Annotated in this window: 13 protein-coding genes; 8 read left to right on the forward strand and 5 right to left on the reverse strand. The window is 67.8% G+C overall.

The window, feature by feature from the left end:
• Positions 1 to 708, reverse strand: coding sequence for a hypothetical protein (locus tag ACFWUP_RS00890; RefSeq protein WP_379229575.1), 708 nt, complete (start codon positions 706 to 708; stop codon positions 1 to 3).
• Between the two features lie 258 nt (positions 709 to 966).
• Between ACFWUP_RS00890 and ACFWUP_RS00895 the strand changes: the two genes are divergently transcribed.
• A complete protein-coding gene (locus ACFWUP_RS00895) occupies positions 967 to 1317 on the forward strand; it encodes a hypothetical protein (RefSeq protein WP_379229576.1) in 351 nt (116 codons plus the stop codon).
• On the opposite strand, the gene ACFWUP_RS00900 is transcribed toward ACFWUP_RS00895, so the two are convergent.
• Positions 1314 to 1952 carry a TetR/AcrR family transcriptional regulator gene (locus ACFWUP_RS00900; RefSeq protein WP_379230909.1) on the reverse strand — a complete coding sequence of 213 codons (639 nt, stop codon included), beginning with the start codon at positions 1950 to 1952 and terminating at the stop codon, positions 1314 to 1316. The genes ACFWUP_RS00895 and ACFWUP_RS00900 overlap by 4 nt on opposite strands.
• 148 nt (positions 1953 to 2100) lie before the next feature.
• Between ACFWUP_RS00900 and ACFWUP_RS00905 the strand changes: the two genes are divergently transcribed.
• A complete protein-coding gene (locus tag ACFWUP_RS00905; protein WP_379229577.1) occupies positions 2101 to 3531 on the forward strand; it encodes an SDR family NAD(P)-dependent oxidoreductase in 1431 nt (476 codons plus the stop codon).
• Positions 3532 to 3599: 68 nt separating this feature from the next.
• A complete protein-coding gene (locus ACFWUP_RS00910) occupies positions 3600 to 3974 on the forward strand; it encodes a DUF2784 domain-containing protein (protein ID WP_379229578.1) in 375 nt (124 codons plus the stop codon).
• Here ACFWUP_RS00910 and ACFWUP_RS00915 read toward each other — a convergent pair.
• On the reverse strand, positions 3955 to 4707 hold the full coding sequence (locus ACFWUP_RS00915) for a thioesterase II family protein (protein ID WP_379229579.1): 753 nt from the start codon (positions 4705 to 4707) through the stop codon (positions 3955 to 3957). The genes ACFWUP_RS00910 and ACFWUP_RS00915 overlap by 20 nt on opposite strands.
• A gap of 42 nt (positions 4708 to 4749) precedes the next feature.
• Between ACFWUP_RS00915 and ACFWUP_RS00920 the strand changes: the two genes are divergently transcribed.
• Positions 4750 to 6258 (forward strand): CoA transferase, encoded by a 1509-nt coding sequence (locus ACFWUP_RS00920; protein ID WP_379229580.1) that lies wholly within the window; start codon positions 4750 to 4752, stop codon positions 6256 to 6258.
• A gap of 10 nt (positions 6259 to 6268) precedes the next feature.
• On the opposite strand, the gene ACFWUP_RS00925 is transcribed toward ACFWUP_RS00920, so the two are convergent.
• On the reverse strand, positions 6269 to 6838 hold the full coding sequence (locus tag ACFWUP_RS00925) for a TetR/AcrR family transcriptional regulator (RefSeq protein WP_379229581.1): 570 nt from the start codon (positions 6836 to 6838) through the stop codon (positions 6269 to 6271).
• Positions 6839 to 6944: 106 nt separating this feature from the next.
• On the opposite strand from ACFWUP_RS00925, the gene ACFWUP_RS00930 reads away from it, so the two are divergent.
• The 4 genes from ACFWUP_RS00930 (at position 6945) to ACFWUP_RS00945 (ending at position 11112) form a co-directional block, all read left to right on the forward strand.
• On the forward strand, positions 6945 to 8162 hold the full coding sequence (locus ACFWUP_RS00930) for an FAD-dependent monooxygenase (RefSeq protein WP_379229582.1): 1218 nt from the start codon (positions 6945 to 6947) through the stop codon (positions 8160 to 8162).
• A gap of 45 nt (positions 8163 to 8207) precedes the next feature.
• A complete protein-coding gene (locus ACFWUP_RS00935) occupies positions 8208 to 9248 on the forward strand; it encodes a nucleoside hydrolase (RefSeq protein ID WP_379229583.1) in 1041 nt (346 codons plus the stop codon).
• Complete coding sequence (locus tag ACFWUP_RS00940; RefSeq protein WP_379229584.1) at positions 9245 to 10123, forward strand: amidohydrolase family protein; 879 nt, start codon at positions 9245 to 9247, stop codon at positions 10121 to 10123. The genes ACFWUP_RS00935 and ACFWUP_RS00940 overlap by 4 nt, the downstream gene beginning before the upstream one ends.
• A 140-nt stretch (positions 10124 to 10263) precedes the next feature.
• Positions 10264 to 11112 (forward strand): MBL fold metallo-hydrolase, encoded by an 849-nt coding sequence (locus tag ACFWUP_RS00945; RefSeq protein ID WP_379229585.1) that lies wholly within the window; start codon positions 10264 to 10266, stop codon positions 11110 to 11112.
• On the opposite strand, the gene ACFWUP_RS00950 is transcribed toward ACFWUP_RS00945, so the two are convergent.
• Positions 11080 to 12132 carry an alpha/beta hydrolase gene (locus ACFWUP_RS00950; protein WP_379229586.1) on the reverse strand — a complete coding sequence of 351 codons (1053 nt, stop codon included), beginning with the start codon at positions 12130 to 12132 and terminating at the stop codon, positions 11080 to 11082. The two genes, ACFWUP_RS00945 and ACFWUP_RS00950, sit on opposite strands and share 33 nt — an antisense overlap.
• Positions 12133 to 12241: the final 109 nt, after the last annotated feature.

Here is a 12241-nt window from a genome sequence, read left to right on the forward strand (position 1 = left end):
CTATTCGCTGGTCCAGGGCGCCCAGACCGCGGCACTGCCCTTGCCCTCGCACACGAGCGCGTGGTTGTCGGAGGTGCGACCCGACTTGTCCACCGACGGATCGCATCTCGCCCCCGCGGTGTAGTACGAACCGGACACCCGGAACGGCCCTGACCAGGTGTAACCCTTCGGCCCCTGCAGGCACAGCAAGGTTGCACCGTCTGCCGCGACACCGAGCAGACCCGCCTTCTCCGCGGCGCACTCCGTGCCCTTGGCGACAACACTGGCCTTCTCCACGGGACTCGTCGCCGGGACCGCCTCGGTCGCCGTCGGCGTGCCGTGGGAGGTGACCGACACCGGTAACGGTGTCGTCGTCACCGACTGTGTCTGCGCCAGCGTCGGAACGGTCACGTCCAGTCCACCGAACACCGCGAGCCCGATCGCCACCGCGACCGCCGCCTCGGAGATGCCGAGCAGCAAGGCCAGCACCGCGATCCCCCGCCCACGCGGATGCCCGAACGACAACAGCCCGAACACGATCGCGATCGGGAACAGCACCACCAGCGCGGCGGCGAGCGCCACCATCGCATACGGATTCACGCGCGGCTGGTCCCGGCCGCGACCGCCTGCCCCACCGTCGCTACTCACCTGTGGCCAGCGTTGCCCGTCCCACCGCCGATCATCGGATTCCAGTTCGGGGTCGTCATCCCATTCCTCGTACCGTGCCATCAACCCCGGGTCCCTCTCCGATCTTCCCGCCGCGCACAACGAAACAGGTGCGACGTCGGGTTACGCGACGAGAATAGGGACTCCGAGCCGGGTATGGCAGCTCAAACGCGAAATAGGGTCACAGTGACATAACATGCGATCTTGCCTCATCTCCCCCAGTAACGAACCGGCAAACACCTTTGCACCTGCTGCCGGAACGGGTTCATGCTGATCATCAGGTGAACCACTGCGCGCACCCCGAGCTCGCGAGGAGAACTCATGTCCCCCAGCACGCCTTCGGCAGACCGACCATGGCATGCCCAAGCCGGTGATCTCCTGGCCGACGATTACAACGTCCCCGGCATCATCATGTGCGCGATCGGCGTCGTCGGCCTCGCCTGCACTCTCGTCGCGGCGGGCACCGAGCACACCGGGTGGGCCGTCGTCGCCGGGATCGCGACGTTGCTCTTCATCGGCGGCGGTGTCGGTGCGTTGATGTTCGAGCATCACCGCGAGAAGAAGATCGAACAGGCGCTCGGCCGCACCGGTCACGCGCCGGGCCATGCCGGACCACAGCGCTACAGTGCCGCCGTCGCGATGCCGCGCTCGGATCGCGCGCTCGATTCCTAGGGCTCGCTCGGTTCGGCGGCCAGCACGCTGGGTAGCGTCACGGTGATCATCGTGAGCAAGGTGTCGGCCAGCAGTTGATGGACCTGCGCCCGGGTGAGCGTGGCGCGGGTGATCCATTCGCGTCCGGCGACCTTCACCAGGCCCGCGTAGGCGAGGACCAGCGCGCGCAACGACGCACTGTCTGCCAGATCGGCCCGGCCGATCATCACCAGCATGCGTTCGGCGGCGGCATCGTCGGCCTGGTCGAGGATCTGCTGCACCTCGGGGTCGTCCCCGACGCCCTCGTGGCTGGTGACCTTCACCCAGGTGGTGCCGTGTTCGGCGATGGTGTCGAGGAGCCAGCCCACGATCGCGTCGACCCGCTCGCCCGCTGTGCCGTCGGGAATCGACACTTTGTCCTGACGGGGCAGGGTCACCATGCGCCGCACGACCGCCAGATACAGGTCGCGCTTGTTGCCGAAGTAGTGGTTGATCAGGCCGCGCGCCACCCCCGCACGCTGGGCCAGTTCCGCGGTCGACACCGCCGCGTACGGCCGCTCACCGAACATGTCGATGGCACAGGCCAGGATCTGCGCGCGTCGCTCGTCGGGTTCGAGCCTGCGCCTGCGCGGCGCGTCTGCGGTGTCGGTGTCCAGCGGGGAAATCGCGGTGCTCCGTCGAGGTCGAAAGCCGTCGCGCGGTTGCGGCGACGGTCCATCACGATACCCAGCGGGTCGCTCGCGCGGCCAATGCGACAATAGATGTCGTCCACCGCTGTCGCACGAAGGAATGTCGCACTCCCCGATGACCGAGAACATGATCGATCCGGATGAGTTGGCGACCTGTCTGCGGGTACTGGAACGCGCCGGGCAACTGGAGAAGGAACACCCCGATTCCATCGCCGTGCAGCGCGCGGTCGGGCACATGTTCAAGAAGCTCAAGCACCGCAGGCGCATCGAGGCCAGGGAGCAGATCTCCTCGAACGACCGTGCGGTCATCGCCGCGACGGCGACCGGATCCCCGCAGCGCATCGACGACGAGACCGCGGGCATCCCGATCAGCTCGTCGACCTCCGGCGCGAGCGCGGGCACCCTGCTCAAGGCGCGCCCCTGCTACATCTGCAAGCAGAAATACACCCAGGTCGACGCGTTCTACCACCAGCTGTGCCCCGAGTGCGCCGCCTCGAGCCACACCAAACGCGACGCCCGCACCGACCTGTCCGGCAAGCGCGCCCTGCTCACCGGTGGCCGCGCCAAGATCGGCATGTATATCGCGTTGCGCCTGCTGCGCGACGGTGCGCACACCACCATCACCACCCGCTTCCCCAACGACGCCATCCGCCGCTTCGCCGCGATGGAGGACAGTGCCGACTGGTTGCACCGGCTGCGCATCGTCGGCATCGACCTGCGTGACCCGGCCCAGGTCGTCGCGCTGGCCGACGACGTCGCCGCCCAGGGGCCCCTCGACATCCTGATCAACAACGCGGCCCAGACCGTGCGTCGCTCGGCCGGTGCCTACAGCGCCCTGGTCGACGCCGAGACCGCGCCGCTGCCCGCGGGCGTCATGCCGGAAATGGTCACCTTCGGCAAGACCATGCAGGCCCACCCGACCGCGCTCACCGCCTCGCTCACGCCGTCGCTGTCGGCCGTCGATGTCGCCGAACTCGCGCTGGTCGCCGGTTCGGCAACCCCGGAGCGGATCGCGGCGGGCGTGGCCATCGACGCCGGTGGTCTCGTTCCCGATCTCGCGCACACCAACAGCTGGGTGCAGACCGTCGGCGAGGTCGAAGCCACCGAGCTGCTCGAGGTGCAGCTGTGCAATTCGGTCGCGCCGTTCATCCTGGTGTCGCGGTTGCGTCCGGCGCTGGCCGCGGCCGCGGGCAGGCGTAAGTACGTGGTGAACGTCTCCGCGATGGAAGGCCAGTTCGGCCGCGGCTACAAGGGCCCTGGGCATCCGCACACGAATATGGCCAAGGCCGCACTGAACATGCTCACCCGCACCAGCGCGCTGGAGATGTTCGAGGCCGACTCGATCCTGATGACCGCGGTCGATACGGGCTGGATCACCGACGAGCGTCCGCACTTCACGAAGGTCCGTCTCGCCGAGGAGGGCTTCCACGCACCGCTGGATCTGGTCGACGGTGCCGCCCGCGTCTACGACCCGATCGTGCAGGGCGAGGCGGGCGTTGACCTGTACGGCTGCTTCCTGAAGGACTACCGGCCTTCGCCCTGGTGACCCAAGCGATGCCGAACCGGAACCATGATCATGATTGCGACTGCGGAACCGGTACATATTCTGAATAGGTGCCGTTCCGGGTGTTGGCCGATGTTCTCGCCGTCACCCACGTCGCGTTCATCGCGTACGTGGTCGCCGGTGGATTCCTCGCGTGGCGGTGGCCGCGCACCATCGGCTTGCATGCACTGGCCGTGGCGTGGGGGTTCGGCACCGTCCTGATCGGGTTCCACTGCCCGCTGACCTTCGCCGAGAACTGGGCGCGCAGACAGGCCGGGGTGAGTGAGCTACCCGAGGCCGGCTTCATCGACTACTACCTGACCGGGGTGATCTACCCCGACAGCGCGGTCGGCCTGGTGCGCGCGCTCGCGGCGCTGACGGTGCTCGTATCGTGGCTCGGCTACGCGCGCCTGCACCAGCGCCGGCTCAGTTCACGTGCCGCGTGATCTCCTGCGCTACCGCGGCGTGCTGTTCGTCGAGATAGAAGTGCCCGCCACTGAACGTGCGCAGGCCGAACGGCCCGTCGGTCACCGCACGCCACTGTTCGGCCTGTGCCACGGTGGTCGTCGGGTCCTCGGTGCTCACCAGCGCGACAACCGGGCAGCTCAGTAGCGGTCCAGGCTGGTGCCGATAGGTTTCGACGGCCTGATAGTCGGCGCGGACGGCGGGCAGTACGAGATCGGCCAGTCCCGGTTCGGTGCGTAGCAACCGGACCGGTGCCGGGTCGTTCGCGAGACGTTCGAGGTCGTCGATGAGAGCGGAATCGGATGCCTGGTGCAGACGGGCCGTTTCGACGAATTCCGGTGCGGGACGGCCGGATACGAGCAGCGCCTCGACCGGTTGTCCGGCGGCGGCCAGCCGCAGCGCGGTCTCGTAGGCCACGGTCGCGCCCATGCTGTGCCCGAACAGCACACGGTGGGATCCCGGCCGGCGCGCGATGCCGGCGGCGATCCGGTCGGCGAGCACCTGCAAGTCGGTGATCATCGGATCATCGAGGCGATCCTGCCTACCCGGATACTGCACCGCCGTCACTTCGATGCCCGCGCCGATGTGCCGGGCCAGCTCCCGGTAGAAGGTCGCCGATCCACCGCCCGGCGGAAAACACGTCAGCTGACCGCGTGCCGCCGTGCCGGGTCGCAGGATCCGAACCCACTCCGTCGCAGCCGTATTCACGCCCACATCACACTCCTCACGTTCATCGCCGCAACTAGGCTGGTCGATGTGACCACCGCGCAGCAGCTCGTCCACGCCTACGAGACGGGACTCGGACTCGCGCCGTCCGGCGATGCCGACGTGCCGGACCCCGATGCGCGACTGGCGGCCACCCTACCGGTGTGGGCGCTCGCGGCGGGCTCGGTCGCGGCGGCGAGCGCGGCCGCCGACCGGGTTCGGGCCGCGCAAGGCCTGTCCACCCGTCCGGCCCGCCTCGATGCCGACCGGGTGACCGCGGCATTCAGCAGCGAGCGCCTGTTCCGCCGCGACGGCAGCGCACCATCGGTCTTCGCCGAATTCTCGGGTTTCTTCCGCACTGCCGACGGCTGGGTTCGCACGCACGCCAATTACCCCCATCACCGCGAGCGGATCCTGCGGGCGCTCGAGCTGCCGATCGACAGCGACGCCGCCCAGCTCAGCGCACGACTGTCCGCGATGAAGGGCGCCGAGGTCGAAGACGCGGCTGCCGCGGTCGGTGCGATCGCGGCCCGGGTTCGCGCCGAGGACGAATGGGCGAACAGTCCGATGGGCCGTGCCGCTGCCGTCGGCCCACTGGTCGCGATGCACGTGCGCGAGGACCGCAGGCCGGCCACCGCGGCGAGCGACGACCACCGATCCACCACCGGTACGGCGTTCGCAGCCGGGCACGGGCCGGATCGACTCGGAGCGTCCGAGTTCGTCGCCGGGCGCGAGCAAGATCGAGCCCAGGTGTCCGAGCCGGGTCGAGGGCTGGGCGCTCGACTCGGCACGTCGTCGGCCCCCACAACCGACCGACCGCTGACCGGTATTCGCGTCCTCGACCTCACCCGCGTCCTAGCGGGCCCGGTCGCCACCCGAACGCTGGCCCTGCTCGGCGCCGACGTCCTGCGCATCGACCCACCGCAGCTCCCCGAGATCGACTGGCAGTTCGCCGATACCTGCCAGGGCAAACGTTCCACTCTGCTCGACCTGCGCACCGACCTCGCCACCTTCGAGGACCTCCTCGCCGCGGCGGACGTGCTCGTCACCGGATATCGCCCGGGCGCGCTCGCCGCAGCCGGTGTGCACGGCGGTCCCGGCTTGGTCGAGGCCTCCGTCTCCGCATGGGGAACGAGCGGACCGTGGGGTGACCGACGCGGTTTCGACAGCATCGTCCAAGCGGCATCCGGCATTTCGCTGCTCGAAGGCACACCGGAGCATCCCGGCGCGTTACCCGCCCAGGCCCTCGACCACGGTTCGGGCTATCTCCTGGCCGCCGGCGTCATGGACGCCCTGCTGGCTCGTGCGGACGACGGATTCGGTCGAACCGTCCGGGTTTCCTTGGCCCGCACCGCATCCTGGCTGCTGGCCGCCGACGGCCGCTCCCCCGATCACCCCGTCGCGACACCACCCGATCCGACCTCGACCGTTACGCACGGCGAATCGGTCACGGCCGCACCGGCATTCGCCGACTACGACGACTACCGTTGGCCCGCACCACCTTACGGCTCGGCACAGCCGTTCTGGGTCGAAGCGCCCGACCACTACCACCCCGCCTGACCAGCCGCGTTCACTTCCCCGCGAGCGCCCGAACCGCCGTCGCGAGCTGATCACCATCGGCGGCCACCGCGCCCGGCTCCAGCAACCACAGGATCGCGAGACCCTGCGCGAGAACGAAGTACATTCGCCCGATCGCAGCGGCTTGCTCCGGGTCGAGTTCGGGATGGGCCGCGACGACGTTGGCCGCGAGGTCGGTGTACGCACCGGCGAGCTGGTCGCCCAGCTGGACCCGCGCGTCCTCGGAACGCACGATCCGCACAATGTTCTCCAGGCTGGCCAGCATCGCCTCGTGATTGTCGGCGAACACCGCCGGCATCCCGTTCCACAGCTGCGCCAGCCCTTCCAGCGGCGACTTCCCCGCGCCCGCCGCGATCAGCTCGTTCATCGACTCACCCATGGAGTCGCCGAGCGCCTCGCTCAATGCCTCGGTGACGAGGCGATCCTTCGACCCGAAGTGGTAGCCGATCGCGGCCAGGCTCACCCCCGCCGCGGCGGCGATATCGCGCGCGGTCGTCTTCGCGACGCCGCGCTCCAGAATCACTTTGCGCGCCCCCGCCAGTAGATCTTCTCTGTTGCCCATGCTCAGCAGCTTACCCGACCGTCTTAGACATTTGTTCTAGACATCCGCGCCAACCTCTGTTAGACATATGTCTAAGACATTCGTACATCAGACGGGAAACCCGATCATGAGCACCACCAGCCCCCTGCACGTTCTTGTCTCCGGCGGCGGTATCGCGGGCAACGCGGTCGCACTCCAGTTGCTGCGCAACGGCATTCGCACCACCGTCGTCGAGCGCGCCGCAGTCCCCCGCCCCGGCGGCCAGGCCGTCGATCTGCGTGGCCCGAGCAAGGAAGCCGCCGAGCGGATGGGGTTGATGGAGGGCATCGCGAAGTATCAGCTCGACGAGCGCGGCATGTACTACATCGACGGCAGCGGCAAGACCTACGCCAGGATGGCTATGGAGGATTTCGACGGTCAGGGCGCTGTCGCCGAGATCGAGATCACCCGCGGTGACCTGAACCAGGTGCTGCTCGACGCGGTGGCGGCGGCCGACGACGACGGTCAGCTCGACTACCGCTACGGCGAGTGGATCGACACGGTCGTTCAGAACGACACCGGCGTGGACGTCACCTTCGCCTCGGGCAGCACCGAGCACTTCGACCTGGTGATCGGCGCTGACGGTGTCCACTCGGCGACCCGGCGACTCGTCTTCGGACCCGAGGAGCAGTTCAGCACCAATCTCGGCGGCTACGGCGCCTTCTTCACCATGCCCAAGCCTGCTGATGTGGAGCCCGGCTGGTTCAGCATGCGCCTGATTCCCGGCGCCATGCTCGGCATCCGCCCCGACGCCGACCCGAGCACCGCCAAGGCGATCATCACGATGCGCACCGAGAAGGACCCCGCGCTACGCCGCGACGTCGACGCCCAGCGCGCACTCATCAGGAAGGCCATCGCCGACGCGGGCTGGCATGCCCCTGCCATCCTCGCGGCGATGGATTCCACGCCCGACTTCTATTTCGACGAAGTCGCCCGCGTCGACGTGCCCGAACTGTCGGTCGGCCGGGTCACGCTGATCGGCGACGCGGGCTACAGCGGCTCCCCGCTGAGCGGCATGGGCACCGCGATGGCCATTGTCGGCGCCTACATCCTGGCCGCCGAGATCGCTGCCACCCCTGATGATCTCGCCGGCGCCCAACAGCGCTACCAGGACAAGATCTCGCCGTTCCTCGACAAAGCCAAGGAGATCCCCGGCGGTGGTATGGCGATGATGATTCCCAAGTCCCCGCTGGCGACGCGACTGGCGAAGACCAGTGTGCGGCTCATGATGTCGCGGCCGATGCGCCCGCTCACCAAGAAGATCTTCTTCGGCCACACCGAGGAATTCACCCTCCCGACCTACTGATCCCACTCGCCGACCGCCCGCGCACCCGCGGCTACTCTCGATGACGTGCCGCAGAAGATCATCCTCGACGTCGATACCGGGATCGACGATTCCCTGGCCATCCTGTACCTGCTGGCCTGCGACGAGGCCGAGATCATCGGTATCGCCGCCACCGCGGGCAATGTCGACGGGCCGCGGGTCGCGGCGAACACCCTGGCGATGCTCGACCTGGGCCGCGCGCCCGAGATCGAGGTGGCGCTCGGCGCGGCCGAACCCCTCGCCGTCCCGCTGCGCACCACCGAAGACACCCACGGGCCCCAGGGCCTCGGGTATGCCGAGCTCCCGGTCTCGCCACGGTCGTTGTCGTCCCGGTCGGCGGCTCAGCTCTGGGTGGACCTGGTTCGCGCGAACCCCGGCGAGGTGACCGGACTGGCCACCGGTCCGCTGACCAATCTCGCACTGGCCCTGCGGATCGAACCCGAACTGCCGCTGTTGCTGCGCCGCCTGGTCATCATGGGCGGCGCGTTCAACCACCCCGGCAACACCACCCCCACCAACGAGTGGAACATCCACGTCGACCCCGAAGCGGCCAAGGAGGTGTTCGACGCCTTCTCGGCGGCGCCACCGGACCGCAGGCCGCTGGTCTGCGCGCTCGACATCACCGAGTCCATCGAGATGCTCCCCGAACACCTCGAGCTGCTGGCACAGGCGGCACACAGCACCCCGGTCGAGCAGGTGAGTGCGGGCGATCCGCCCGAATTCCGTTCCGCGGCAAGCAATCCGATCATCCGCTATCTCACCGACGCGGTGCGGTTCTATTTCGACTTCCACCACCAGTACGACCTGGGCTATCTGGCGCACATGCACGACCCGTTCGCCGCCGCGGTCGCGCTGGACCCCGCCCTGGCGAGCACCCGCCCGGCCACCGTCGACGTGGAGCTGGCGGGCACCATCACCCGCGCCACCACCGTCGCGGATTGGGCGGGCATGTGGGGCCGGGAACCCAACGCCGACATCGTGATCGGGACCGATCCCGCCGTGTTCTTCGAACGCCTGGTCACCCGCGTCGGCGCCATGGCGCGGCGCCTCTACCCGGAGCTGTCATGACCGTAGACACCGTCGCCTACCTCGCCGACTTCCGCGCCCGCTACGACCTACCCGCGATCGTCGATGTGCACACCCACTTCATGCCCGATCAGGTGATGCGCAAGGTGTGGGCCTATTTCGACGCCGCCGGGCCGCTCACCGGCCGCCCGTGGCCGATCACCTACCGCGACGACGAGCAGGTGCGCCTGAAGACCTTACGCGACTTCGGTGTTCGCGCCTTCACCTCGCTGGTGTATCCGCACAAGCCCGGGATGGGCGAGTGGCTGAACTCGTGGACCGCCGAATTCGCCGCCCGCACCCCCGATTGTCTGCACACCGCCACCTTCTACCCCGAGCCGGACGCACCCCGCTATGTGCGCGAGGCGATCGAGGCGGGCGCGCGAGTCTTCAAGGTGCACATCCAAGTCGGCGCGTTCTCACCCCTCGACCCCCTACTCGTCCCCGTCTGGGCGATCCTCGCCGAGTCCGGCACACCCGTCCTCATCCATTGCGGATCCGGCCCCGCACCCGGCGAATTCACCGGGCCAGCCCCCATTGCCGAACTGCTGCAACGCTTTCCGACCCTGCGCTTGATCATCGCCCATATGGGCACCCCGGAATACAGCGAATTCCTCGACCTCGCCGAGCAGTACCCTCAGCTCCATCTCGACACCACGATGGTCTGGACCGATTTCAGCGAAGGTGGCGCGCCGTATCCTCCGAGGGAACGCGACCGGTTGATCCGGTTCGGTGATCGCATTCTCTTCGGCAGCGATTTCCCCAATATCCCCTACCCCTACGCCGAGGCGATCAACGCACTCGAGCGACTGGAACTCGGCACCGAGTGGATTCGCAATGTGTGCCACAACAATGCGGTTACCCTCTTCGACCTGTGACAATGCGCGCCCTCACCGCGCAGCACAGCGACGCGAGTCCCCCACTGATTCCAACTGAATAACTCCCCCTCGAACACTGCGCGCGTCGACGTAATCTGATCGAACGCGATCGCGTTTTCCGGGGTGGAAAGAGTTGTCTCATGCGGGTTCATCATCTCAATTTCGCTACATTGAATCCGCGAGGCGGACGACTCTGGGACGGTGGCGAACACGCTTGGTATCAGCGGGCGACACTGGCCTGCCACGGGTTGTTGATCGAATGCGCCACCGGTCTGGTGCTCGTCGATACGGGATTGGGTACCCGCGCCGTGACCGATTCCCAGTGGCTCGGCACAGGATGGACGAAAGTCTGGAATCCACAACTGGATTCGACCACAACCGCCCGCGCCCAGGTCGTCGCCCTCGGCTACTCCCCTGACGATGTCCGCGACATCATCGTGACCCATGCCGATCTCGATCACACCGGTGGTCTCGCCGACTTCCCCGCGGCCACCGTGCACATCAGCACCGACGAACTCGACGCCCTCACGCACCCGTCGACCCTCGCCGAACGAAACCGCTACCGTCCCTGCCAGTTCGGCCACCAGCCCCGCTGGCGGGCGCACAATGCCGACGGTGCAGCCGAGTGGCGAGGCTTCACCGCAGTCCGCGAGATCGAAGGGCTACCCGCCGAGATCCTGATGATCCCCCTGGCCGGGCACAGCCGCGGACACACCGGCGTCGCAGTCGACACCGGCACGGGCTGGCTGTTGCACGCGGGCGACGCCTATTACGCCGACACACAACTGGCATCGCCGCCCAGCTGCCCTGCCGGAATCAAGGTGTTCCAGATCCTCGGTCAGGCCGACGGCACGCGACGACAGGCGAATCTCGCGGCCCTGCGCAACCTCGCCGCCGAAAAGGCCGACCCGGTCACCATTTTCAGCTCACACAGCCATGCCGAGTTCGTTCGGCACTCACGCCGGGATCTCCATCCCTTCGGCCAGTAGCGGCCATGAGTTCTTGAAGGCCTTCTGCCAGTAGCCCCACGAGTGGGTGCCCTGGGTCGACAGGTCGAAGGTCGCGGGGATGTCGAGATCGTCGAGGCGCCGCTCCAGGTTCATCGTGCACCAGCGCGTCGCGGCCTCGATGACACCGCCGACCACGACCTGATTGGCCAGCCCGACCGGCCCCCAGGTGACCAGATGCGGGTCACCGAGTGTGTCGAATTCGCCGGGCAGGCCGTTGCCGTTGGACACGTAGAGTTTCGTCCCCCGCAGTCCCTCGGCGTTCACCAGGGGATCATTGGCGACCCAGGCCGGGTCACCGGGCGGACCGTACATGTTCGAGGTGTCACCGCCGCCGGTCCCGACGACGACGTTGACGAACTGCCTGCCGACCGGGTCGCTGATCTGGGCGCAGCCGCTGTAGGCGGCGACCGACCGGAACAGGCCGGGCCGGGCGATCGCGAGTTGCAGCACGGAGGTCGCCGTCATCGAGTTGGCCGCGATCGCGTTCTTGCCGGTGGTGTCGAACATGGCGTCGACGAGGGCGGGCAGTTCGTCGAGGAAGAACGTGCGCCACTTGTTCACGCCCAGCATCGGATCCGGTTCACGCCAGTCCGTGTAGTAGCTCCACGCGCCGCCGATCGGCATGACGACATTGACGTCCTTGCTCGCCAGGAAGTCGACGACATCGGTGTGCTGCTCCCACGTGGCGGTGTCCTCGCCGCCGCCCGCCCCGTTCACCAGATACAGCGACGGTCGCGGCACCGAGGTGTCCGCGGGCCGCTGCACCTTCACCGAGACCTCGCGCCCCATGGCGGCCGAGTGGATCAGCACCGTCACCTGCCGACCGTCGATCGCGGTCACCTCGGCCCACGAACCGTCCTTGGCGACGGTCTGATTCGGCGCCGCGACCACAGGTTCGGGCCCGTGCGCATACGCCTCGCCCACGACCGTCACGGTCGTGCCCACGACGACGAGCACCGCCGAAACCGCGCTGCGGTACCTCACCGATCCGACCTCCATGCGATAACCGACCGCCCAGTGCGGCTGATCACATATCGGGCTGGGTCACATCGTTGTTACCGATTACTTACCAATCCGTCACCGAATACCTTCTGTTCGGCGAATTATC

The organism is Nocardia sp. NPDC058658 (genome assembly GCF_042716665.1).
In the GTDB taxonomy this organism is placed as follows: Bacteria; Actinomycetota; Actinomycetes; order Mycobacteriales; family Mycobacteriaceae; genus Nocardia.

Excerpts from the sequence above, each read along its gene's own strand:
- ACFWUP_RS00905 (WP_379229577.1), top strand. The coding sequence starts at position 2,101 with ATGACCGAGAACATGATCGATCCGGATGAGTTGGCGACCTGTCTGCGG.
- ACFWUP_RS00890 (WP_379229575.1), bottom strand. The coding sequence starts at position 708 with ATGGCACGGTACGAGGAATGGGATGACGACCCCGAACTGGAATCCGAT.
- ACFWUP_RS00950 (WP_379229586.1), bottom strand. The coding sequence starts at position 12,132 with ATGGAGGTCGGATCGGTGAGGTACCGCAGCGCGGTTTCGGCGGTGCTC.
- ACFWUP_RS00925 (WP_379229581.1), bottom strand. The coding sequence starts at position 6,838 with ATGGGCAACAGAGAAGATCTACTGGCGGGGGCGCGCAAAGTGATTCTG.
- ACFWUP_RS00940 (WP_379229584.1), top strand. The coding sequence starts at position 9,245 with ATGACCGTAGACACCGTCGCCTACCTCGCCGACTTCCGCGCCCGCTAC.
- ACFWUP_RS00945 (WP_379229585.1), top strand. The coding sequence starts at position 10,264 with ATGCGGGTTCATCATCTCAATTTCGCTACATTGAATCCGCGAGGCGGA.
- ACFWUP_RS00930 (WP_379229582.1), top strand. The coding sequence starts at position 6,945 with ATGAGCACCACCAGCCCCCTGCACGTTCTTGTCTCCGGCGGCGGTATC.
- ACFWUP_RS00895 (WP_379229576.1), top strand. The coding sequence starts at position 967 with ATGTCCCCCAGCACGCCTTCGGCAGACCGACCATGGCATGCCCAAGCC.